The sequence below is a fragment of the Thermosporothrix sp. COM3 genome (assembly GCF_059696735.1).
Window position 1 is genome coordinate 1906541 of the sequence record NZ_AP019376.1, and the last position, 22030, is coordinate 1928570.

Consider the following 22030-nt stretch of genomic DNA (forward strand, 5'->3'; position numbering starts at 1 on the left):
CGTCAAAAGTCTTCTCTTATTTTGCTTCAAAATCAGATAGATTTTTGAGAGAGCGGATCTCGACGCTTTACAAGCCAGGCGGAAGAAATTCTTGACAGGTGTCGGGTCTATCAGATAGAGTAGAGAAACATCACCAGGAAAGGGGGTGCATATGGACGCTGCACAAACATACCGGAATGGTATCAATAGCAAAAATGCTATGCCGTGTATCAACGCGTCGCTCTGCACTGTACCCTCCTCTACAAGTCCATCTTCGCCTACTCCCCATTGATAACATGTAGCTCTTCTTTTTTTATTCCAATTTCTCTCTTGATCGATATATTGCTGTTGACCGGTAGAATATTGTCCGTGAAGAAAGCGGTAATGCTATCCAACAGCAGAAAGAAAAGGATCGTTACATGTTTTCGGGCCTCTGGCGTCATCACGATTTTTTGAAGTTCTGGCTTGGCGAAAGTGTCTCCCTGGTGGGAAGCCAGATCTCTTTGCTTGCAATACAGTTTATAGCTGTTGTAACGCTTCATGCCGATGCTGCGCAACTGGGATTATTGGGCGCGGCGGGATATGCCCGCTGCTGCTGGTGAGCCTGTTCGCGGGGGTCTGGGTGGATCGATTGCCCCGGCGGCTTGTGCTGCTGGTAGCAGATATCGGGCAGGCGGTGTTGATTGGTTCGGTGCCGCCTGGCGCTTTGCTTGGTAGGCTGCTCGGGACATGGTTGGGCCTGCGAACCACGCTCATACTGGTTGTAGCTGGTATAGGGATTGCGTTTGTCTGGTTGCTTTGCTCGCCGGTACGGGGCCTGGTGAAGCCTGAGCGAACGCTTTAACCGTATGCCTGAGACGCGATCGCGAAAAGCGTCCTGGATGGCTCGGGAAGCGCGGCTGCATTATAAGCCATGATGGGTGGCTCGTCCGCGAGCTGAAAACCATGTCGTGCGAGACCGCGACAGAAGGGCTCCAATGGTTGGGGCACATCGATGCGGAGCGTACCGCGATGTGTTTTGCAGAGCTCGTGCACCATGAGAAGAGCTGCCTCGGTGTCGGGTGCCACGACAGGACCGATGACCAGCATACCCGTTGCGGGAACGCTCAGCGCATAGCCAACCGCGATCCCGCTGCTATCGCGTAGAAGAACAGCCTGCTGTGCATAAGTGATGTGAGCGGCAAGAAACGCGCTTCGTTCCGCTCCAATGGCTGCTTCGTCCAGGGCAACGACGGTGGCAAGGTCGCTCTGGCGAAGTGGCTGAACCTGATAGCGCCCGGTGGGTTCAGGTGAGGCAATGGAGGAATCACAGAGGAACTTCCGGTTGATGCCGACCGTCTGAAAGCCGAGGCGACTGTAGAGCAGCGCCCCTTCTGCGGTGGCTATCAGCTTGATTGCTCGCTGTGGTGATTGAACTTGATCGATGCATTGCTGCACGACAGCTCTTCCCAGGCCCCTGCGCTGATGATCCGGGTGCACGATAACCATGCCAAGCCATGCAAGCGTCTGACCATAGGGAAAGATGGCCGCGCTTGAAAGCAGCTCTCCTTGTGGGGTAGTATGGCCGTAGATAGGCCCGTCACGAAATGCCGTGCGCACCGTCCGCTCCGAATAATTCCAATCGACCCGCTCTGAGAGCGCGATCAGGCGTGGAAGAAAATCAGGAGTTAATCGTTGTAGTTGGTATGTTTCCATAAAACCTTTCGCTGTGAAGAATTGAGAAAAGACGAGTTTTTATATTGTACCGGTTTCAGTGGCGCTCTACAACCTGCATAAGAAAGGATGGTTCGTTCTGGCTATCTATTATAGATATAGTCCTGCCTCGCTTGCAGCTTATGTTGCATTTTTCTGGTTCTACGAGGGAGAAAAGCCTGCTCATACGATGGAACGGCGGCTGCCTGATGGCTCGGTATCGCTGGTGATTAACCTGCACGAGGATCGGACGCGCCTGTATAATCGGGAGCACCCTGAGCGGTTTTGCGAGTATAGTGGAAGCGTGCTGAGTGGCGCACATTCGACGTTTCTGCTCCTTGACACTGGTTGTCTGGCCTCGGTGATGGGTGTTGTGTTCAGGCCGGGCGGTGCATTACCGTTTCTCTCCTTTCCTCTTCATGAAATAGCAAATACCGTTATCTCTTTAGATACATTGTGGGGCGAAGATTTGCGTGAACTGTTGCTGGATGCAGAGACGTATCAGCAGCGTTTCGAGCGGCTTGAACGCTTTTTGCTTGCTCGATTGAAGGAGACAAAGCCAGTGCATCCCGCGGTTCCGTATGCCGTGCGAAAGATGCAGCAAGAGTATGGAGCGCTTCCAATTGCTGGTCTGGTCGAGGATCTCGGAATGAGTCAGACGCGTTTTGTGCAGATATTCAAGGAAGCGATCGGGATAGCGCCAAAACAGTTCTGTCGTATTGTGCGCTTTCAAAAGACACTGCACCTGCTAACGAAGGGGCGGTCTGTGCCGTTGAGCAGGCTGGCGCTGGAATGCGGCTATTTCGATCAGGCGCATTTTATTCATGATTTCAGGAATTTTGCCGCGCTTTCTCCGAGTGACTACCTGACACGGCGTGGCGAATATCGAAATCACGTGGCGCTGCCGGTATAGTTGCTGGCATGCTCAGAGTTTGATTTTTTACAATACAGGGCTGGATTTCTCTGATAGAGTATCTCCTGTAAGTACAAGAAAAGGAGGCTCTATTCAATGAATACTGCATTTGTTCGCTATGGTTTTGGCACTGTGCGACCGCTGCTCTATGGCCAGCTCGAATTGCTCGACTTTATACAGCAGGTTTTTGGTGGCGAGGAATTAGATCGCTCCCCGGTAGGTGAGAAGAGTTGCCATGTTGATCTGAAGATCGGGGATGCGGTTCTGTGTCTGGAGTTGGGAGAGCATATGAAGTCTCCCGGTCAGCTCTGTGTCTATGTGCGGGACGTAGATGCAACGTATCGGAAGGCGCTGGAAGCCGGGGCAACGTCGGTCGCTGAGCCAGCCGATAAGCCCTATCAGGAGCGCAACGCGGGCGTCAAAGATATGTCCGATAACGTCTGGTGGTTTGGTACGTATCTTGGCGGATAATGTGCCTGATGGGGCGGCAAGAGGGAATGTGTCGAAAGAGATGCATTCCCTTTTTTGTTTGTCCTTCAAGGGTTGCGTCTTGACATCCTGCATTCTTCATCGTATAGTATGTAAGTGAGCACTCACATACAGAAAGCAGGAGGCGGATGCTATGGGCGATACACGAGAAAAAATTCTGGATGCAACGGAACGATTGATTGTCTTGAAGGGCCTGGCCCGCGTGACGACGAAGGATATCGCGCGGGAGACAGGTGTCTCTGAAGGGGCGCTGTACCGGCATTTTCGGCAAAAGCAGGAGATCTTTTTTGCACTGCTATTGAAGCATTTACCGACGGTATACAAAACCTTTCGAGAATGCCAGGAAAGCACAGGTACGATCCAGGAAAAGCTCTCGGCGATTGTCCTGGCTGTTGTTCGCTATTACGAGCTGATTCTTCCTATGGCGGCTTCCTTGCTTGCTGATACAGAGTTGCTTCAGCAGTTTCGCGAAACCGTTCGACCTTTTCAAGTGGGCCCTCATACGTTGATGGATCATTGTGCCGAGTTTCTGGAACAAGAGCAGGAGGCGGGCCATCTGGGGAAGCATCTTTCTGCGCAGAAGATGGCAATGTTTCTTCTGGGGCCATGCTTTCAGCAGGCGTTCAATGTCCAGATGCTTGGTTATGATCCCTTTTACCAGTCAACCGAGCAGTTTGCCTCTGAGCTCATTGAGAGCATACTACCGATGTTGTTGCCCTCATAGCAAGGGGCACTGAAGAAGAGAGGAGTATCCCCTTTATGGCGTCACTGACAGAGGTACTTGCACACGAGAATGTCACTATTGAGAATATCGCGGCTGCCATTCAACAGGATATTGATGAGCGCTACGAGCAAGTCATGCAGGAGCATGCTGAAGAGCTGAAGCACATCTGGGAGACAGCGGGTGACCCTGCCTATGCTCGTTACTCGCAGTTGTTATTGCATCCGGCAATGAAGGAACTGACACAGGCCGGGCTGGTGTGTGATCCCGCTTTTCCCGGTACATTCCCCCTTTCACGTGAACAGTGGGGGCCGCAAGAAGAGCGTGAGCGGCGTTTCTGGTGTGTGCTGTGGAAGAGTGATAGAAGTGCGGCACTCGGAGCGTTGATTACCTGCCTCTTCCACGATCATACACAGTTGCGCATACCGCAGCGTCCGCTTGTTTTGCCGCTGGGAGAAAGCAGCCAGATGGTTATTGCGATACGTGTTGAGCAATCGGCTGTTCCCGGTATGAAGCAGTACAAATAATGTCAACCGTTTGACCGGTAGTATGAAGGAAGAGTCGAAAAGCTCTTCCTTCATCTGCTGCCTGTTATGAGGATCTTTGTCACGAAACGCGCTGCTCAGACGTATCTCTCTCTATAGCGTACCTGGAGGGAGATCATGTCTCGACAGAAGAAGATTCCGCGTGATAAGACCCTTGACGGCACCCTGACGCTGTTGCGTTCGGATGGCTACGAATTTATCAGGAAGCGTTGTCAGCAATATGGAACGGATATGTTCCAGACACGCCTGCTCGGGAAAAAGATGATCTGTTTTGGGGGAGAAGAGGCCGCTCGCTGTTTCTATAATCCTGCGCTCTTTAAGCGAAAAGGCGTGCTGCCTCACCGCATACAGGCTTCGCTGTTTGGTGTCGGCGGCGTGCAGGGGCTTGATGGCGTGGACCACTGGCAGAGGAAGCACCTGTTTCTGTCGCTGATGACGCCTGCAAAGCGGCAGGATATTCTGACCTTGACGGCTGAAGAATGGCAACGCGCTATTCAGAAGTGGTCAAAACAAGAAACAGTTATCTTGTTTGAAGAGGCGCAGGAGCTGATTTGCAGGGCTATGTGTGCGTGGGTCGGTGTGCCGCTGGCAGAAGAGGAAGCACGTGCGCGAGCATTCGATTTTGGGGCGATGGTTGATGCTTTTGGTGCGGTTGGGCCTCGGCACTGGTGCGGTCGGCTGGCGAGGAAACGAGCCGAAAAGTGGCTTGCGTCGCTCATTGAGGAGATTCGACGGGGTGCCGTGTCCGTTTCAAAGGACTGTGCTGCCTATCATATCGCGTTCTATCGGGAAAACGGGCACGAACTGCCCCCGCGTATAGCGGCTGTTGAGCTCATCAATTTTATACGGCCGACGGTTGCCATGAGCTACTTTATTACCTTTGCGGCGCTGGCTTTGCATGCATATCCTGCCTATCGCGAGCGCTTACAGCATGATGATGATTTCCTGGAATTTTTCGTGCAAGAGCTGCGCCGGTATTATCCCTTCGCGCCGTTGCTCGGAGCGCGAGCCCGTCATACAGTGATCTGGCATGGCTATCGCATTCCGAAGGGGAGCATGGTGTTGCTCGATCTGTATGGCACGAACCATGATCCCAGGATCTGGAAGGACCCCGACGTCTTCAGGCCGGAGCGCTTCCAGAGCTGGAATGAAAGCCCATACAATTTTATCCCACAAGGTGGCGGCGATTTTGGGAACGGTCATCGCTGCCCGGGTGAATGGCTGACGATTGAAGCGTTGCGGCTGGCTGTCCGTTTTCTGGTACGAGAAATGACGTATACAGTGCCGCAACAGGATCTTCATGTCAGCCTGACCCGCATCCCGGCGCTGCCAGAGAGCAAGTTCCTGATGAAGCAGGTTCAGCCCGTTCGCGCAGGTGTAACCGTGTAGGGTTACGAGACCGCTTCCTCCGGGACGCTGGCTTTGATCGGGAAAGTCAGCTTCAACATGGCATACAGCACCGCGCTGACAACTGCACCGAGCATATAGCCAAGATTGGTACTCTCAAAAATGCCTATGGCGAATGGCCCAGTGAAGAAGCTGGATTTGGTAAAGAGAAAGGCAATAACGACACCGACGACCCACGCAATACAGGCGGGCAGGTAGAAGCCACCGGTAAAATAGTAGGCGCTTTTCGGTGTGGTATCGACGAGGCTGCGGGTGTCATAGCGGCGGCGTGAGATCATGTCGACCAGGACAATGGCGGCCCATGTCGTCAGGCCCGCAGCCAGCAGCGAGACAAAGCTGATAAATGGGCCCTGAAAGTCATTTGCGATGAGCATGACATAAAATGCTCCTGCGACCATCAGGATACCATCGATCAGCACGGCATAGTAGCGCTTGATCTTGATGCCGACGGCAAGCAGGTTCAGGCCCGAGGAGTAGATGTCGAGCGCTGCTGCCGGGATCATGCCGCCGATAGCCGTAATCAGGTAGGGAACGGCCATCCACGAGGGAAGCAAGCCAATGAGATCAACCGGGCTTCCGTTTGCCAGATTGGGCGCTTTTGAGGCCAGTAACACACCAACGATCATCAGGACAAGCAGTGGGAGTGTACCGCCAAAAACCGACCAGAAGGTAATAGCGCTCCCCGAGGTCTTTCGGGGCATATAGCGCGTGTAGTCAGCGCCGGAATTGATCCAGCCAAACCCGGTTGATGCCATGATGACGATAAAGCTGGTGATAAGACCGGTATCCCACGGGCCGGGCGGCGTGGAGAGCACCTTCTGCCAGTCGGTCTGGAACAGTAAGAACACTACGATAATTAAGGTGAGTATGCCGAAGACCCAGGTAGCAATTTTCTGTACCTGAACCAGTGTCGCGTGACCCCAGAGGCCAAGCATAATCACAATTGCGGCCACAATAATAAGGCTGATGATGGTCGTAACCGGGTTGACCGGCAGACCGACGATTTTAAAAAGCTCAAGCAGGGCATAAGACGAGGTGATGACAATGACTGTCTCCCAGCCAACAAGGCTGATCCAGCTTGTCAGGGCCGGGCCGATGTTGCCGCGTGGACCGAACATCGCACGCGAGAGGGTCAGCATCGGCGCACCGCTCCAGATACCTGCGATGCTCAGAACGCCGACGACGGCGAAGGAGACAACGGGCGCTAGAAACGCGACAAGGATGCTTTGCCAGAGGTTCAAGCCGTTTGCTGCCAGCATGCCACCATATGTCACACCCAGAATACCGACGTTTGCCGCGAACCAGATCCAGAACACCTCGGACGGATTCCCATGCCGTTCTTCGTCGCCTATCGGTTCGATACCGTGGGACTCGATGGTCCAGGCGCGGTTCTCTTGCGGCTGTTTCTCTTCTTGACTCATCAAAATGACCTTCCACAAAAATGATGTGTAGAGGAAATCGGTATGCTGAAAAGAAAGCAGGCGTTGAAAAGGGTACGTCCTGCTATTACCACCATTTCCTTGCACAGTTTATGCCTGCTTTATATCACGGCATTATACCGTATGTCCAGGGATGAAAAAGAGAAAAATCTCGTTAAGATTCTATCTTTTGGGTACTATGTATTTGCAGGATAGAGAAGAGCATGCGTATAGTGCTCTGTAGGGGAATAGGGGCAAGGCCAGAGCGATCTGTGGCCCCAAATGTGACTGTCAAAAATGATGTGTCTCATGAAGACCTTGAAGCTTCTGACTACGCCGTTTGTGCAGGATATTCCTGCCCTCTCGCTCTACAGGCCAGAACAGCAGGATGAACGAAGGAAGGAAGAGAGCCCGAGAGCGGGATTTTGAGGCTGTCGGTCGAAGATAGCGAAAGGTAAGTAGAAGCTAGATGTGGTTTCCTCTGGCAGAAGGTCGGAGTATTGTGTCTCTCAGCCTCCTTGACAGGCTTGTTCTGCCTGTGCTATGATCGCCCCAGTTAGCGAGCGTTAACCAGAAAGAGGAAACTATGGCTGAGAAGAAGATGCGTATGAAGGGGAGTGAACGGCGTGCTTTTATTATCGAGCAGGCGAAGAAAGTGTTTGCTCGCTCTTCTTATGCCGATGCCAGTACCGGTGAATTGGCCCGTGCCAGCGAGGTCACAGAACCGATGCTGTACAAGCATTTCGGGAGCAAGAAAGCGCTCTTTCTGGCGGTGATCCAAACGGCGAGTGCGGCGTTCTTTTGTCGCTTTCGGAAACGTGTCCAGCAGCGGGCTGAACATGATTTGCTCGAAGCGCTCTCTTCGATCTTGCTTGACTATCGAGCTGCCGCATTGAGCGACCCCGATGATGTCTTCGTGCGGCTTCATTCCTCGGTTGAAACCTCTGATCCCGACATACAGACGCTGGTTCGTTCACAGATGCAGGATGTCTACCAGGCAATATTCGAGCTGCTGAAGCGGGCTCAGGAACAGGGAGTGTTGCCTGCTTCGCTTGATCTCAACGCGGCGACGTGGGGCTATCTGAGCTTCTTCTTCGCAATTGAATACCGGGCCAAACTCGGGATATTTGCCAGCTTCAATGAGGAAACCATCCGCGAAGTCAATCGTCTCTGGCTTCAGGGGTTACGTCAGGGCTAGCCTCTTTTGCGCAGGGCTGTATTCCTTACCCTGCTCTTGTAGGTATGATAAACGGGGAGTGTAGGTACGAAAAAAAAGGGGAGGAGGTAGAGCAACCTCTTCCCCTTTTCTGTCAGCAGTGATTATAGTTCCTGCCAGGTTTTACCACCATCAGTTGTATGCAGAAGCGCTGATTTGGTAATCGCCCACCCGTTGCTTGCATCCACAAAGCTCATCTCCTCGAAGGCTCCAGGAGCTTGCTCAGTGGCCTGCCAGCTTGCACCACCGTTGGCTGTATAGTAGAGCTTACCTGTCTGCTGATCGGAAGCCCAGGCATGGTTCTTGTCAAGAACAAAGACAGTGCTTGCATTCATTTCAACGTTGCTCTGTGCCATCCAGTCAGCGCCGCCGTTCTCGCTGCGATACAGGTTCAGGAAAGTCTTGCCATCATTATTTGTGATGTAGACCGGGAGGAACCCATCATTTCCGAAGAAAACAGGTGGTGTCGTGCCCATCTGTTGCACATTCTCATTGCCGTGAGGCGGATTGAGGTGCTGCTGCTGCCAGCTCTGAGCGCCATCATGACTGACATACAGGCCTGGATCGGTCGGGTTGCCGGTGGTAGAACGTGTGGTAGCGAAGAAGGTTTCCGCGTTGAGAGGCGAAATGCCTGATTTGAAGCCACCGTTATTTATGCCGTTTTCACCGGACTTTCCGAGCAACTCCCACTGTGAGCCGTCGGTTGTATGGTAGATGTAGACGCCCTGGCTGCCAGCTCCGGGAGATCCCATGACCTCCAGCCAGCCCGTGTTTGCGTTCACGAAATGTGGCATATCAATCGATTCTATACCCTGCTGCTGAATTTGCGAATTTTGCCAGTGTTGACCGCCATCCGTTGTATGCAGGATGGTGATCGTGCCGTTTTGCTGCTGGACGGTTGCTACCCAGGCATTCTGGTTATCCAGAAAAGCGCCGCGAGCCCCCGTGTAATGAGCAGTAATATTTGAGGGTGTCACTGACTGCCAGTGTTGACCGCCATCCGTCGTTTTGAGTATGCCTTGCTTCGACAAAGCCCATCCGTTCAACTTGTCAACCATGCGTATAGACGTAAGTGGATCATGTGTGGTTGTCTGGGAACTGTTGGCGGTCGGACTTGTCTTCGTTTGGGCTGGTGTTGATGAAGTCTCCGTCGGCTTGTCAGGCGTCGTCGTTCCCGTTGCTTCAGCATTCTGGGTCGTAGAGGTGCTGCCACAGGCGACCAGTAATCCGGTAAGGAGAACGAGCGCAAACAGTTTTAGGAGAGATGCATAGTGCTTTTTTCGATACATATTTTTCTCCTGTCATTTTTAAGTAGATTCTTCTTTTTGTAATATTGTGTATTCGGTCTATGCCACCCTCTACACTCTGTATAACGCATGGAAATGGTGATTTGTTTTGCTCGCTTCTGCGAGAAGTGAAAAAAAGTGCCCCCTGCCTGTCTGTTTGCCATGACAGAGGGCCAGGAACTCAGGAGGTTTGTGAGGCGTCAAGTTCGCTCCGATGGAGCTTTTCAAGCGTTTTCAGCTCATCCAGAAATGCTTCTCTACTCTGGTCCTCTTTCTGCTCAACTCGTTCCAGCACGGTAAAGGTGAAATGGTCTGTAGGCCAATCGTGTTGCAGCCTGGGATGGAAGGGAATGTTCGTGATTGTGGCAAAGTGGAAGCGGTTCTGTGCACTGGCCAGATCAGTACTCCATTCGAGTAAATACTTCTTTTTGGTAGTATTTGTAATAAGATAGACGCCACCAACAGCCCGTTTTTTCTTCTATTCGTTGATAGCTGCTTTGCGCTGCTTCATGTTCGTAGTCCTCTCTATCCGGGTGAAGGCATTATTGTTTTCTTGCCTTACTATAACGATACTCACGTGAGTTGTCAAGGCTTGATATCTATGGTAGAATTACGGTGAAAACTCTTTTTGTTTTTCGCGTTTTCTGTGCGGGAGTGAGAGATGACAATAAAAGATCGCATCATTGCAGCCTTTATTGAGGAGCTGCATGAGAAGGGTATGAAATTCTCGATGGATGATCTTGCGAAGCGGCTCGGGATCAGTAAGCGAACCCTGTACGAGCATTTTTCCTCGAAGGTAGAAATTCTGGAGACGATTATCGAGCAGACGTTTCGCGAAACAGAAGAGAAAACCCAGCAAATTCTTAACAATGGGGATCTTTCCTTACTCGAAAAGATAAGAGGTGTGGTAACAACATTACCAGCGCATAATGAGTTCTACGATGTGCGTGTGCTTCAGCAGCTCAAGCGGTATTTTCCTGAGCAGTGGGCCCGGGTGAATAGTGCTCTCAACGATGACTGGAAGCCGCTTCGTGTGCTGATTGAACAGGGCATGCGGGAGGGTGTCATCAAGCAGCAAAATGTGAACCTTGTGATGAAGCTCTTTATTGATGCTGCCAATTCGACGCTCGATCAGAAATTCTATTTACAGAATAATCTGACTATTTCCGAAGCGCTTTCAACTATTGTTGATATTCTGCTTTACGGGCTGGTTGCTGAAGAGAAGCGATAAACCTGGATCTGTAGAGCAGGTCGTCTCTCCTCAATTTTTTTGTGGAAACTCGAAAAACAAAAAAAGTTTTACTCGTTTGTTGCTCAAGGTGAAACTATGTCAACTCCATTTCTTTCGATGTCAAAACAGCAGCGGACTGGATTAATACTCACAATATCTATACTGTTTATAGATATGCTGCTCTATAGCCTGTTGATCCCGATCGTACCGTATATTACCGAACTGTTTCACCCCTCTTCGACATTGACGGGGGTACTCTTTGGCAGCTACGCAATTGCGCTGCTGGTAGCGACGCCGTTCTTCGGGCCGCTCTCTGACCGGATTAGCAGGAAGGCAACATTGCTTTTTGGCCTGGTAGGTCTGGCTGTATCCACGATTCTTTTTGCGTCGGCTCACTCGATGGTGGTGATGATTGCGGCTCGATTTGTGCAAGGATTGGCTGCGGCAGCTACATGGTCGGCGGCCCTGGCGCTGCTTGCGGACCTCTTTCCAGCGAAGATGAGAGGGCCAATTATGGGCATGGCCTTGACCGCAATCTCGACCGGCTCGTTGCTCGGCGCTCCACTTGGTGGTCTGATCCATCAACTCGGGGGCTATCAGATGCCCTTTCTGCTGGCGACTGGCTTAACATTGTTGAATATTGTTGGGGTATTTGCTCTTCTGCCGAAGCAGGCTATTCAGGAGCAGAAGAAGCTGAAGCTGTCGGCTTTCTTGCGGAATCGGCAGGTGATCGCGATTGCCTGTTTTGTCTTGCTTGGTGAAATGTCGCTCTGTTTGCTTGAGCCGTTGTTACCAGTTTTTCTGACGGATCGCCTTGCCACAACGTCGATGATCATAGGTCTGCTCTTTGGTGCGATGACCCTGGCCTATGGGCTGGTTGCGCCGCTGGCGGGGACCCTGGTGAACCGCTTCAGCCCTTATCGGCTCATGGCGCTAGGTGCGGTCTGTCTGGCGCTCTGCATGCCGCTGCTTGGGTTTGTGCACACACTCTGGCAGGCCGGCATTGTGATGGTGCTGATCGGGGCAAGCGCTGGCTTTAGTCTATCGCCGACGCTTTCCACGCTCGGAAGTGTTGTAGAGCGGGATGGAGGCGGCGCCTATGGAGCAGCATACGCCATTTTTAATATGTTTCACGGTATCGGTATCGTCCTGGGGCCGCTTGTCGGCGGAGTGCTGACCGACCTTATCACGACCCCGGGCGCATTCATGACAATGAGCGGTTGCATTCTGGTTGTATGCTTGCTGATTTTCGGCCTATTAAGGCAGCGCCAGGGAGAAGGTAATCCTTTTTAAAAGGAGGCGTGCTTTTTCAGGAAATAACTGGCATACACCGGCCTCTTTGATAAGCAAGCTGCCTCCCAGTGAACCTCTATACGCGATAGTGAGGGGCTGGTGTATAGGAAGTTAGAAGGTTTACTAAAGAGTTATAGATGTGAGAGCTGCTTTCTTCATGTTTTAGAAGTTTTGCGGCTTATGATTCCAGCAGGGAAGCAAGAGGAGCTACAGAATACTGTATACTCTGGATGTAAAGCGGTCTCAAGGGGTATACTGAATATGGAATCGGCTTGCTTTCGTGTGAATCATAAAAGAGAACATCCTAGAAAGAGTGGAGTAAGCGTACGATGGAAAAGAGAACATTGGGACATTCCGACTTACAGGTGAGTGCCCTTTGTCTGGGCGGGAATGTCTTTGGCTGGACGGCTGATGAAGCGACTTCATTTCAGGTGCTTGATGCTTTCGTCGCTGATGGCGGAAATTTTATAGATACTGCAAATGTGTATTCTCGTTGGGCCCCCGGTAATCAGGGAGGTGAGTCAGAAACGATCATCGGCAAGTGGCTCAAGCAGCGCGGCGGGCGCGATCAACTGGTTATTGCTACGAAGGTCGGGGGCGATATGGGGAATGGTCAGAAGGGGCTTTCACGCAACGCTATCAAGCAGGCGGTCGATGAGTCGTTGCGGCGTCTGCAAACCGATTATATTGATCTGTATCAGGCGCATTTTGATGACCCTGAGACCCCCTTTGAGGAGACACTGGATGCGTTTGCAGAGCTGGTTCGAGAGGGCAAGGTGCGCGTGATCGGGGCATCCAATCTCAGTGCGAGTCGGCTTGCGGAGGCGTTGAGTGTGAGCAAGCAGCATGGGTATCCGCGTTATGAGAGCCTGCAACCCCTTTACAATTTATATGATCGCGCCGACTACGAGCAGGATCTGGAGCCGCTCTGCAAGCGGGAGGGGCTGGGTGTGATCAGCTATTATTCGCTTGCCAGTGGCTTCTTAACGGGCAAATATCGCTCGGAGAAAGATCTGCCTTCAAGTCAGCGCGCTGGTTCGGTCAAAGAGCAGTATATGAATGATCGCGGGTTCCGTATTCTGAAGGCGCTTGACAACGTAGCTCAGAAGTATAACGCGACGCCCGCGCAGATCTCGCTGGCCTGGTTGATGACCCGCGTGACTGCTCCAATTGCAAGCGCGACGTCGGCTACACAGGTGCATGAGATCGCGAAGGCTGCCGCGATACAACTTGACAAGGCCTCTATCGCGGAACTGGATCAAGCAAGCAACTGGAAATAGGATCGCCTTCCTCTCACCGGAAACCGTCAGTGCGGCGGCTTCCGGTTTTTCTCTCTTTGCGTTCAATGAAGATATACTCTCCTGTGATCCGTATTATTTTTGAAGAGGTGCGGAAATGAAGACCGAGAAAGAGAAGATGCTGCAAGGCGAGCTCTATAACGCGCTTGATCCTGAACTGGTAGAGGATCGGCAGCGCGGTCAGCGGCTCACACGGCTCTACAACCGCTCCGAGGAGGCTGACAGTAAGACACGCCAGGCGTTATTGCGGCAACTGCTGGGCTCGATGGGAGAAAACTGTTATATTGAACCGCCTTTTCGCTGCGACTATGGCTATACTATTCATGTCGGTGAGAACTTTTACGCGAATTATGATTGTGTTATTCTTGATACCTGCCCGGTAACCATCGGGAAAAACTGTATGCTTGGTCCGGGCGTGCATATTTATACTGCTACACATCCAGTTGAGGCGCACGAGCGTATAAAAGGGCTAGAATATGGGAAGCCGGTAACAATAGGTGATAATGTGTGGATTGGTGGAAGGGCGATTATTATGCCCGGGGTAACAATTGGGGATAATGCTGTTATTGCTGCTGGTGCTGTTGTAACAAAAGATGTGCCAGATAATGTCGTTGTTGGCGGCAATCCTGCAAAGATTATAAAACGCCTCTCAGGAGATGAGAAGCAATCAACGGAAGGCTGAGTTCTATTGTCCCTCCGGCGATCGGACAGCCAGAGGGACAACACTATTACTGTACAATCGGCGTGGGTTTGGGCTGGACCTGAACGGTACTGGCTGTATATCCACGATCGTGTAACGTATCGAGCAATTGTGCAATATGCTCGTGATCGCGCGTATCAAGTGTCAGCGTGACCTCAATATGTTGCTCTGGCAAGGCTTGCATTGTCGGGCAATAATTGAGCTCGCGTACGTTTGCACCCTGGTCTGCGATCACCGTCAGGAGCCGCTTGAGTTCGCCCGGACGATCTTCGATAAAGGTCCGTAGAATGGTGATGCGGCCCTGAACCAGCAGACCGTGACTGATAAAATTACCGATCACATTTGTATCGATATTGCCGCCTGTCAGGACGAGCGCAACCTTCTTGCCTGCTACATCAAGTAAGCCAGGGTGGAGCAGTGCAGCCAGACCAGAAGCGCCAGCAGCCTCAACCTGGAGCTTGCTCCGTTCAAGCAGGAGCAGAATGGCGCTCATAATTTCCTCATCATCGACCGTTACCACTTCATCGACATATTTCCGCATAATAGCAAACGTGAGCTCACCGGGAGCATTGATGCAGATTCCATCAGCAATCGTTTTCACGTTCGATTGTACGACGATATGACCTGCTTGCAATGATTGCTTTGCTGCATCTGCCCCTTTTGCCTGTACACCGATAATACGCACATCAGGACGAAGCGCCTTGACGGCAAGGGCAACTCCGGAAATCAGGCCGCCTCCACCGATGGGAACTACTATCGCTTCAACGTCGGGAAATTGCTCAAGTATTTCGAGACCGAGCGTGCCCTGACCGGTAATCAAGTCATAATCCTCAAAGGAATGTAGCAGGGTCGCGCCTGTTCGGGCCTCAAATTCCAACGCATATTCATGTGCATCTTTAAAGGTAGCGCCATGTAAAATAACTTTCGCCCCATATCCACGCGTTGCCATCACTTTTACCAGTGGAGCCTGTTCCGGCATGACAATCGTTGCTTGCACGCCAAGTGATCGGGCTGCCAGTGCGACGGCCTGAGCATGGTTACCCATAGAGACCGCTACCACTCCTTTGTGGCGCTCGGATTCGCTCAGGCGTGATATCTTATATGTAGCACCACGTACCTTAAAAGAACCTGCCCTTTGCAAATTCTCGGCTTTGAGGTAAACATGGGCTCCGCTCATTTCACTGAATGTTTGAGAGCGAAGCAGAGGTGTTACATGAATGGAATCATGGATCTCTTCGTATGCGCGCTGAATCTCGCTTAGTTCCGGCATCTTGGGACTATTGGTGTACATCGCTGTAAAATACTCCTCTAGCGGGCCTGCTATCCCCTTTGATAGCGCCCTAAATAAGTAATAGTAACAGAAAATCCTGGTGTTCCTGTATGGTAGCACGATTCGTGGTGATCTTACAAGGCCGATTGCATGTGCATTTTTCTATAGAAAAAGAAGAGAGAATGCAGTATATCTGTATTGCTGTATACATCGTGCCTCTGGCTGAGAAATGCGAAGATAGCGCGTATGAGAAGCGATCGGTAGCTTGCATTTATACTGAAGGTTTTTGCATCTCTGTCTGCTCCTTCCAGATGAAGGAAATAGAGAAGATATGGCCCTGAACGCTCAGAGCCATCGGCGATTTTTTATGCCTGCTTCTCTGCAAGGAAGGGCTTCAAGAGGGGGAGCAGTTGCTCTGAACGGGAAAGCATGGTGTAATGGTCCGCGCCGGGTAAAATGGCGAGTTGCGAAGGAATGCGATTTTCTCCATTGATGCCGATATCTTTTTTCCCTCCACCAAGCAGGTTGAAAAACTCGACTGCATGTGAAGGCGGAAATCCATCGCTGTCGCCTGCAACGATCAGCGTGGGTATTGTGAGGGCCTTGACCTGCTCCGTCCAGTCAAAGCTTCGGTTGACGGCAGCATGCATCTCATCTCTTAGCCGGGGGAAGTCCTCTGGCCTGGGGGCTATCTGCTTATATGCTTCGTGCATAGGGGTGTTCTCGAACGGTAGCGATGCAATCGACGCGAAGTTTGCCCGCACTTCGGGATACCAGGCCGACCATTTGAACGGGGTAGATATCACTACCAGCTTACGGACGCGTTCCGGGTGACGAAAGGCTGTCTGAAGTGCGACTTTTCCACCAAGCGAGTAGCCAAGAACCGACGCCTGTTCAATGCCGAGATGATCGAGCAGGCCTGCGATGTCGTCAGCCATTGATTCAACCTGCATCGGACGCTCGGTCAGGGCTGTGTGTGCCATTCCATAGAGATCAACACCGATAACCTGGTGTGTATGGGCAAGCTCCGGCCAGAGAGCGGAGAACATTTCAAAGGAACCAAAACCTCCATGTAATAGCACTAAGGGGGTACCCGTTCCATGAATCTCATAGTACAGATTGATACCATTCACATTTGCGTACTTGCCTGTCGTGTACATATGTCATTACTCCATATTTTTGAGTAGATACGTGTGTCTGTATACAGAGTATTCTATCGCATGGGGGCCGAGAAGACTTCTTCAATCTTGCGTTTTCCAATGTGCTGATAGATCCAGTCGAGGAAGTGCGAAACCCATGTATAGTGCTCAACGCTGCCATAGATGCCGATCGTGCGCCCACCTGTCTCCTGCCATGAACTGACGCCAGCAAGCAGAAAACGCTCTTCTTTGCGAATGAAGGCCGGGCCGCCACTGTCTCCGCGCCCGCATACGCCTTCAAGGAAGGTGCCCGCCGGTGGCTCATCAAAGCGAAATTTCAGCCAGTAGTCGTCCACTTCGTCAATACGGTTGGTTGCCTGACGCAGGGCTCGATCAGTGCCGAGGGCTCCACTCTCTTTATATGGCTACTTATGTTTATACTAGATAATAGTACGGGGTAATTCTGGTAGAACTGTAAAGGAGTGCCTGGCAGGCCTCTGTTGTAATAATTGCTGTTTCTGGGTAGTAAGAAAAGAGTGCAGGATGTACCCTGTTCGATGCATCCTGCTGGCCGTGATAGAGCTCTATCAGGCCAGTACTTCGATAGTGAAGCCGCCCGGGGCCTGAATGTAGAACGTCCAGGCGTGACTGCGCTGTGGTGGGTCAGCCTGGTATCCATCAGCAATCAGGCGCTGATAGATCTCGTTCACGCGCTCTTCACTTTCCTGCCCGAAGCCGATGTGAAACGTTTTCGGGTACGAAACCTCGCGGGCTTTCATCAATGTGAGCACCAGTCCGCGATCGTCGAAGAGGACAGTGAAACCCTTATTTCCTCCCTCATGTTGGCGCATGTCGAAGTATTTTTCTAGAAATGCCGCTGCAGTCGGAACATCAGTGACCGTGAGATTCACATGATTGAGTATCATGAAGCCTCCTTAAAATGGGTGAGAGAGCAGGATGTGCTCCTCAGAATCACGCTGTGTTTTTTTCTACATCTTTATCTGGCTCTATTATAAAACACTGGTGTTTATGTAGAGGGTTTTTGCATTTGGGAAAGCTCGATCAGTCGCCCGACTTGCTCGATCAGTCTTTTTGCTCGTTCTTCTAATGCTACGAGCTTATTGAGCCAGTTATCCGCTATTGCATTGATGTCTCCACAGTCCTCAACAGGGACATTCAGGGCCTCACGTAGATTGCTGGTTTTGCCACTATCGAACGCCTCTAGCATGCGCAGAATTGCCATCAGGCTGAAGCCGCACTGGACCAGCATCCGAATAACACGTAGCCGCCCAAATTCGGCACTCCCATAAAGCCGATAGTGGTTGTTCGGGTCTCGTGGGACGGTCAGCAGGCCATTGCGTTCCCAGTTGCGGAGCATGTCTATAGAGATATTGAGGTGTCTGGCTGCCTGCTGTATTCGCATGGGATGCGCCGACACATCCAGCACATGACCGGCTGCCCAACGTTCAAGAAATTCGATGGCCGATTCGGCATAGGTGCGCTCTACACGCACGTGCGCAAGGTATTGATAGGCATATTCCATCGCCATACCGGGATCTCCGTTGACAGCGCTAGTGACCAGATCGATGAGGAGTTGCTTGTTCCCAAGATAGGGCCAGCGAAGCGCCAGGGACGCGAGGCGAGCCTGTTCAAGATGAAGCAAGCTGTATTCTCGATAGCCGTTCGTTCCTCGGGGGACAGGAGAAAGAAAGCCTTGAGCCTCATACTGTCGGATTGTGTTCTCATGTACTCCTGCTGCCTTTGCCACTTCATGTGTGCGAAAAATGACCATTCTCCAGATCTCCTGCATGCAATATTGCTCTCAGTATACCTGAAATCCCTCTACATAGAAACCAGTGTTTTAGGAGGACTTGACACTTACGGTAATGTGAGGGTAAATCGTTCACAGGAGGAGGCTTTGCTATGAAAGTTGGTGAACTGGCGAAGGCGACGGGAGCCAGTGTTCGCTCGCTTCATTACTATGAAGAACAGGGTGTACTGCGCTCGCGACGGCTTCCGAACGGCTATCGAGAGTATGATGCGTCGGCGATTGAGCAGGTGAAGCTGATCCGAAAATTTCTCACATTGGGATTGACGCTGGAAGATTTCCGCTTGCTTGCCCCTTGCTTTGAGCGGCAGGAGCAAGGAGAGCCTCCCTGTGCGTCTGCGAGGATTCGATATCGTGAAAAGCTTGCCGAAATAGATGAGCGCATTGCGGATTTGCAGGCATTGCGTGCCCGTGTCGAGCAGCGCTTACAACTCTGAATTCTGCCTGAGTAGATATATATGGGTGTATGATTCCTCTTGAGGAGGGTAATTTCTTGCCTGAAGGTGCGCCCGCTCAACACAAATCATATCCTCATTTTTGTGGTAAAGAGGAGTGCGCCTTTTCAGGTTTATGGATGCAGGTCTATTTTTATGCTATCCCGATCTGATAGCATCGGTGTTTTCTTTTATGAGTTCAGATAAAAGAGCTCTCTTTTTGCTTCGGGAATGGTCTTTTGTATCTTTGCATCGATGGAGAGTCGCAGTTTTACTGCACTGCTTCGATTATAAATCGCTTCTGGTAGTGATGTTAAAGGGTTACAGAAAAGGCGAAGATCCCGCAGTTTTGTTGCATTTTCGATGCTATCAGGCAGGCGGGTGATTTGATTATGGATGAGATTTACAGTGAACGACCCAGAAAGCCCCGTGCATTCATGCCGGGGATGAATGGGTCTTCCTTTCGGGCTGGTTGGGATGAGGGGTATACGTTGGGTCATCCCAAGCCAGATAGACATCCAGTGCCCGCCTGATGATCTCTGCTTCTGGCAAATTTTCCTCCTGGCTTCGTTTCTCTAACTGTCTTTTTTGTCGTACAGTGATATACACGTTGATTCGTTCTTTGCGCATGTGCCAACTCCTCTCTTGACGTACAGACCTATCAGGCTGTATAATAGTACCATATGAAAGAGGAGAGGGCAAGCAGCATGTTGGTCTACGAGTACAAGCTCTCTGGGAGCAGGCAGCAATACGCGGCGATCGATGAAGCCATCCGGATTGTCCAGTTCATCCGCAACAAGTCGTTGCGCTTGTGGATGGAGCAGCGTGGCACCTCCAAAAACGACGTGCAGACCAACTGCGCCGTGCTTGCCAAAGCGTACCCTTTCGCCTCTCGACTCAACTCCCAGGCCCGTCAAGCCGGAGCTGATCGTGCATGGTTCGCGATCTCCCGCTTCTATGAGAATTGCAAGAACAACAAGCCTGGCAAGAAGGGCTATCCCAAGTTCCAACGAAACAACCGGAGCGTGGAATACAAGGGCACCGGCTGGAAGCTTGATCCTGATGGTCGGCATATTCTCTTCACCGATGGCTGTGGCATTGGTCGTCTCAAATTGATTGGCAACCCCAATCAGCGTATCCAAGAATTCCCGATCAAGCAAATCAAGCGGGTTCGCATTGTCAAACGGGCAGATGGGTACTATACACAATTTTGCGTCCAGACCGAGCGCAAAGTCGAGCATGTCTCGTCGGGCAAACAGCTTGGGATTGATGTTGGGCTCAAAGCCTATCTCACGGATTCGGAAGGCAACACCGTCGAGAACCCCAGGCACTCCCGCAAAGCGGAAAAGAAGCTCAAACGTCTCCAACGTCGTCTCTCCCGCAAGCAGAAGCAATCGGCCAATCGAAAAAAGGCGCGAAAAGCACTTGCCAAACAGCATCTGAAAGTCCAACGGCAGCGTGAGGATTTTGCTAGAAAGGTGGCAAACACGTATGTCTCGTCTTGCGACCTGATTGCCTATGAAGACCTTCAGATCAGGAATATGGTGAAGAACCGCAAACTTGCCAAATCGATCCATGATGCCGGATGGGGGCTCTTCCTTCAATGGGTCAAGCGCTATGCCTTGTTGCATGGTATTCCGGTGATTGCCGTTGCGCCCCATTTCACCAGCCAGAAATGTTCTGATTGTGGCACGATTGTCAAGAAATCGCTTAGCGTTCGCACCCATGTTTGTACGGGGTGTGGGATCATCCTGGACCGCGATCACAATGCAGCGTTGAATATCCTGCATGAAGCGCTCCAATCCGTTTCAAACGGTACCGTAGGGCATACGGGAACCTGTCCCACGGGACAAAACGCTTCTGGAGACCTGGCCTCTCCTGCGTCTTCCAAACGGAGACGTGGCACGTCGGGTCGTTGAAAGAAGAACCCCCGTCATTTATGGCGGGGAGTGTCAGATATTCAAGTGATGGTATAGAAAAAAGAGAAGAGGGAAGTTCCTGCAACTGGTTATGATCAAGATAGATAGTATGCAGTTCAGCGCATTGGCCGATCTCAGAGGGCAGTGAGGTCAGTTGGTTAGCCGTAAGAGCGAGCTCCCTGAGATGAGTACACCCGCCGATCTGTGTAGGGAGCTGTTGAAGCTGGTTGTGCTTGAGTGAGAGCCCTTTCAGGCTGGAACAGTGCCCAATCTCAGGAGGCAAGGCGGTCAACTGGTTGTCACTCAGGTTCAGTGTTTGTAGTTGGGTGCACTGGCCGATCTGTGAGGGGAGCTGTTGAAGCTGGTTCGAGGAGGCGGAGAGCGTTTTCAGCAGCCGGAGCTCACCGATGCTGGTGGGAAGCGTTTTCAACTGGTTGTTTTCGATCCAGAGGCGCTGCAACCGCTTCAGTTGCCCGATCTCGTCGGGTAGTGTGGTCAGTTGGTTTGAGGAGAGTTCGAGTATATGGAGGTGCGGCAGGTGAGCGATCTCGGGAGAAAGAACTGTCAATTGATTGTTATTCAGATTGAGTCGCTGAAGATTTTCTATATACTCGATACCTGAGGGGAGCTGCTGAAGCTGGTTCCATGAGAGATCAAGTTCATGCAGATTCGCTAATTGCTGAAATGAAGGCGGAATGGTCAGGTAAGTGCTCTGATTGCCTCCGAGGCGAAGGCTGCGTAGATGAGCAAGCTGGCCGATATCGTTGGGCAGCGTTGAGAGCCCTGTATGTCGGATGTGCAGACCGATAACATACCCATTTTTGTTATATTGACACTGGATAATAGCTCCTTTTGGCCTCAAGGCGCGCTGGATCTGCCGGACTATCTCTCGATCTGTGCTACACATGAAAACCCTCTTCGTCGTATACTTGCTTGTTCTTCTATTCTTTATCCTCAAACAAGATTCGGAAGCAGGGAAGGAAGTGTTACTGTGGCCTCTGAAGCTACTTTACGCTCATAGAGTGCAGATAGGCAATCTTTTCTGCTTATTCCTCCGGGCAACGAAGAAATGTTTTTTTGTTCTGTGAAAGTAAACAGGTTCATTTTTCTCTTGACAAACAGGAATGGCACGCCGTATACTTACGAAAAGTAAACGTGTTTACTTTGTTGCCGTTCTTAGAGACAGCGGTTCAGGAACGTGTCCAGGTGAGTTGGCTTTTCGAGCCTGATGACTGGAGGGAAGGCGACTGAA

General features: G+C 51.4%; 23 protein-coding genes and 1 pseudogene. 14 read left to right on the forward strand and 10 right to left on the reverse strand.

The genetic code is table 11. The features are described 5' to 3' along the window. The first annotated feature begins 398 nt into the window (after positions 1–398). Together KTH_RS08375 and KTH_RS08380 are read left to right on the forward strand one after the other, a co-directional pair. Positions 399–581: a hypothetical protein gene (locus KTH_RS08375; RefSeq protein WP_497617797.1), complete on the forward strand. Its 183-nt coding sequence runs from the start codon at positions 399–401 to the stop codon at positions 579–581. Between the two features lie 20 nt (positions 582–601). Then, positions 602–823 (forward strand): hypothetical protein, encoded by a 222-nt coding sequence (locus tag KTH_RS08380; RefSeq protein ID WP_497617798.1) that lies wholly within the window; start codon positions 602–604, stop codon positions 821–823. Here the strand turns inward: KTH_RS08380 and KTH_RS08385 are convergent. Next, on the reverse strand, positions 820–1674 hold the full coding sequence (locus KTH_RS08385; RefSeq protein ID WP_497617800.1) for a GNAT family N-acetyltransferase: 855 nt from the start codon (positions 1672–1674) through the stop codon (positions 820–822). The two genes, KTH_RS08380 and KTH_RS08385, sit on opposite strands and share 4 nt — an antisense overlap. 58 nt (positions 1675–1732) lie before the next feature. Between KTH_RS08385 and KTH_RS08390 the strand changes: the two genes are divergently transcribed. The 5 genes from KTH_RS08390 to KTH_RS08410 all read left to right on the forward strand — a co-directional run bounded on the left by KTH_RS08390 (position 1733) and on the right by KTH_RS08410 (position 5728). Beyond that, positions 1733–2584, forward strand: coding sequence for an AraC family transcriptional regulator (locus KTH_RS08390; RefSeq protein WP_497617802.1), 852 nt, complete (start codon positions 1733–1735; stop codon positions 2582–2584). A 96-nt stretch (positions 2585–2680) separates the two neighbouring features. After that, a complete protein-coding gene (locus KTH_RS08395; RefSeq protein ID WP_497617804.1) occupies positions 2681–3055 on the forward strand; it encodes a VOC family protein in 375 nt (124 codons plus the stop codon). 151 nt (positions 3056–3206) lie between these two features. Next, positions 3207–3797: a TetR/AcrR family transcriptional regulator gene (locus KTH_RS08400; RefSeq protein WP_111323759.1), complete on the forward strand. Its 591-nt coding sequence runs from the start codon at positions 3207–3209 to the stop codon at positions 3795–3797. Positions 3798–3832: 35 nt separating this feature from the next. Further along, positions 3833–4321 (forward strand): DUF6022 family protein, encoded by a 489-nt coding sequence (locus KTH_RS08405; protein ID WP_111323760.1) that lies wholly within the window; start codon positions 3833–3835, stop codon positions 4319–4321. Between the two features lie 135 nt (positions 4322–4456). Beyond that, positions 4457–5728: a cytochrome P450 gene (locus tag KTH_RS08410; RefSeq protein WP_111323761.1), complete on the forward strand. Its 1272-nt coding sequence runs from the start codon at positions 4457–4459 to the stop codon at positions 5726–5728. Between the two features lie 2 nt (positions 5729–5730). Here the strand turns inward: KTH_RS08410 and KTH_RS08415 are convergent, their stop codons facing one another. Then, positions 5731–7167 carry a purine-cytosine permease family protein gene (locus tag KTH_RS08415; RefSeq protein WP_111323762.1) on the reverse strand — a complete coding sequence of 479 codons (1437 nt, stop codon included), beginning with the start codon at positions 7165–7167 and terminating at the stop codon, positions 5731–5733. A gap of 583 nt (positions 7168–7750) precedes the next feature. Between KTH_RS08415 and KTH_RS08420 the strand changes: the two genes are divergently transcribed. Then, on the forward strand, positions 7751–8362 hold the full coding sequence (locus KTH_RS08420) for a TetR/AcrR family transcriptional regulator (protein WP_111323763.1): 612 nt from the start codon (positions 7751–7753) through the stop codon (positions 8360–8362). 122 nt (positions 8363–8484) lie between these two features. Here the strand turns inward: KTH_RS08420 and KTH_RS08425 are convergent, their stop codons facing one another. Continuing rightward, complete coding sequence (locus KTH_RS08425; RefSeq protein WP_497617809.1) at positions 8485–9669, reverse strand: WD40/YVTN/BNR-like repeat-containing protein; 1185 nt, start codon at positions 9667–9669, stop codon at positions 8485–8487. 664 nt (positions 9670–10333) lie between these two features. Between KTH_RS08425 and KTH_RS08430 the strand changes: the two genes are divergently transcribed. The 4 genes from KTH_RS08430 to KTH_RS08445 all read left to right on the forward strand — a co-directional run bounded on the left by KTH_RS08430 (position 10334) and on the right by KTH_RS08445 (position 14170). Continuing rightward, a complete protein-coding gene (locus tag KTH_RS08430) occupies positions 10334–10897 on the forward strand; it encodes a TetR family transcriptional regulator (protein ID WP_111323823.1) in 564 nt (187 codons plus the stop codon). Between the two features lie 39 nt (positions 10898–10936). After that, positions 10937–12190: an MFS transporter gene (locus tag KTH_RS08435; protein ID WP_111323766.1), complete on the forward strand. Its 1254-nt coding sequence runs from the start codon at positions 10937–10939 to the stop codon at positions 12188–12190. Between the two features lie 329 nt (positions 12191–12519). Next, positions 12520–13470, forward strand: a complete 951-nt coding sequence (locus KTH_RS08440) for an aldo/keto reductase (RefSeq protein WP_111323767.1) — start codon at positions 12520–12522, stop codon at positions 13468–13470. A gap of 115 nt (positions 13471–13585) precedes the next feature. Continuing rightward, the gene (locus KTH_RS08445; RefSeq protein WP_497617813.1) at positions 13586–14170 is read left to right on the forward strand and encodes a sugar O-acetyltransferase; all 585 of its coding nucleotides are present in this window, start codon (positions 13586–13588) and stop codon (positions 14168–14170) included. Between the two features lie 46 nt (positions 14171–14216). On the opposite strand, the gene ilvA is transcribed toward KTH_RS08445, so the two are convergent. The 5 genes from ilvA to KTH_RS08470 all read right to left on the reverse strand — a co-directional run bounded on the left by ilvA (position 14217) and on the right by KTH_RS08470 (position 18389). Continuing rightward, positions 14217–15479 carry a threonine ammonia-lyase gene (gene ilvA, locus KTH_RS08450; RefSeq protein WP_211326216.1) on the reverse strand — a complete coding sequence of 421 codons (1263 nt, stop codon included), beginning with the start codon at positions 15477–15479 and terminating at the stop codon, positions 14217–14219. Positions 15480–15823: 344 nt separating this feature from the next. After that, a complete protein-coding gene (locus KTH_RS08455; protein WP_111323769.1) occupies positions 15824–16618 on the reverse strand; it encodes an alpha/beta fold hydrolase in 795 nt (264 codons plus the stop codon). A gap of 53 nt (positions 16619–16671) precedes the next feature. After that, on the reverse strand, positions 16672–16953 hold the full coding sequence (locus KTH_RS08460; RefSeq protein ID WP_170142694.1) for a trypsin-like serine protease: 282 nt from the start codon (positions 16951–16953) through the stop codon (positions 16672–16674). A gap of 231 nt (positions 16954–17184) precedes the next feature. Continuing rightward, positions 17185–17523 carry a VOC family protein gene (locus KTH_RS08465; protein ID WP_111323771.1) on the reverse strand — a complete coding sequence of 113 codons (339 nt, stop codon included), beginning with the start codon at positions 17521–17523 and terminating at the stop codon, positions 17185–17187. Positions 17524–17624: 101 nt separating this feature from the next. Beyond that, positions 17625–18389 carry a MerR family transcriptional regulator gene (locus KTH_RS08470; RefSeq protein WP_170142695.1) on the reverse strand — a complete coding sequence of 255 codons (765 nt, stop codon included), beginning with the start codon at positions 18387–18389 and terminating at the stop codon, positions 17625–17627. A 131-nt stretch (positions 18390–18520) separates the two neighbouring features. Between KTH_RS08470 and KTH_RS08475 the strand changes: the two genes are divergently transcribed. Beyond that, positions 18521–18862: a MerR family transcriptional regulator gene (locus KTH_RS08475; protein WP_111323773.1), complete on the forward strand. Its 342-nt coding sequence runs from the start codon at positions 18521–18523 to the stop codon at positions 18860–18862. 432 nt (positions 18863–19294) lie between these two features. Here the strand turns inward: KTH_RS08475 and KTH_RS08480 are convergent, their stop codons facing one another. Further along, complete coding sequence (locus KTH_RS08480; protein ID WP_111323774.1) at positions 19295–19489, reverse strand: CopG family transcriptional regulator; 195 nt, start codon at positions 19487–19489, stop codon at positions 19295–19297. 77 nt (positions 19490–19566) lie between these two features. Between KTH_RS08480 and KTH_RS08485 the strand changes: the two genes are divergently transcribed. After that, positions 19567–20778, forward strand: coding sequence for an RNA-guided endonuclease InsQ/TnpB family protein (locus tag KTH_RS08485; RefSeq protein ID WP_137686422.1), 1212 nt, complete (start codon positions 19567–19569; stop codon positions 20776–20778). 37 nt (positions 20779–20815) lie between these two features. On the opposite strand, the pseudogene KTH_RS08490 reads toward KTH_RS08485, so the two are convergent. After that, positions 20816–21685: pseudogene (locus KTH_RS08490) on the reverse strand (leucine-rich repeat domain-containing protein); the annotation flags it as partial. Between the last annotated feature and the right edge of the window lie 345 nt (positions 21686–22030).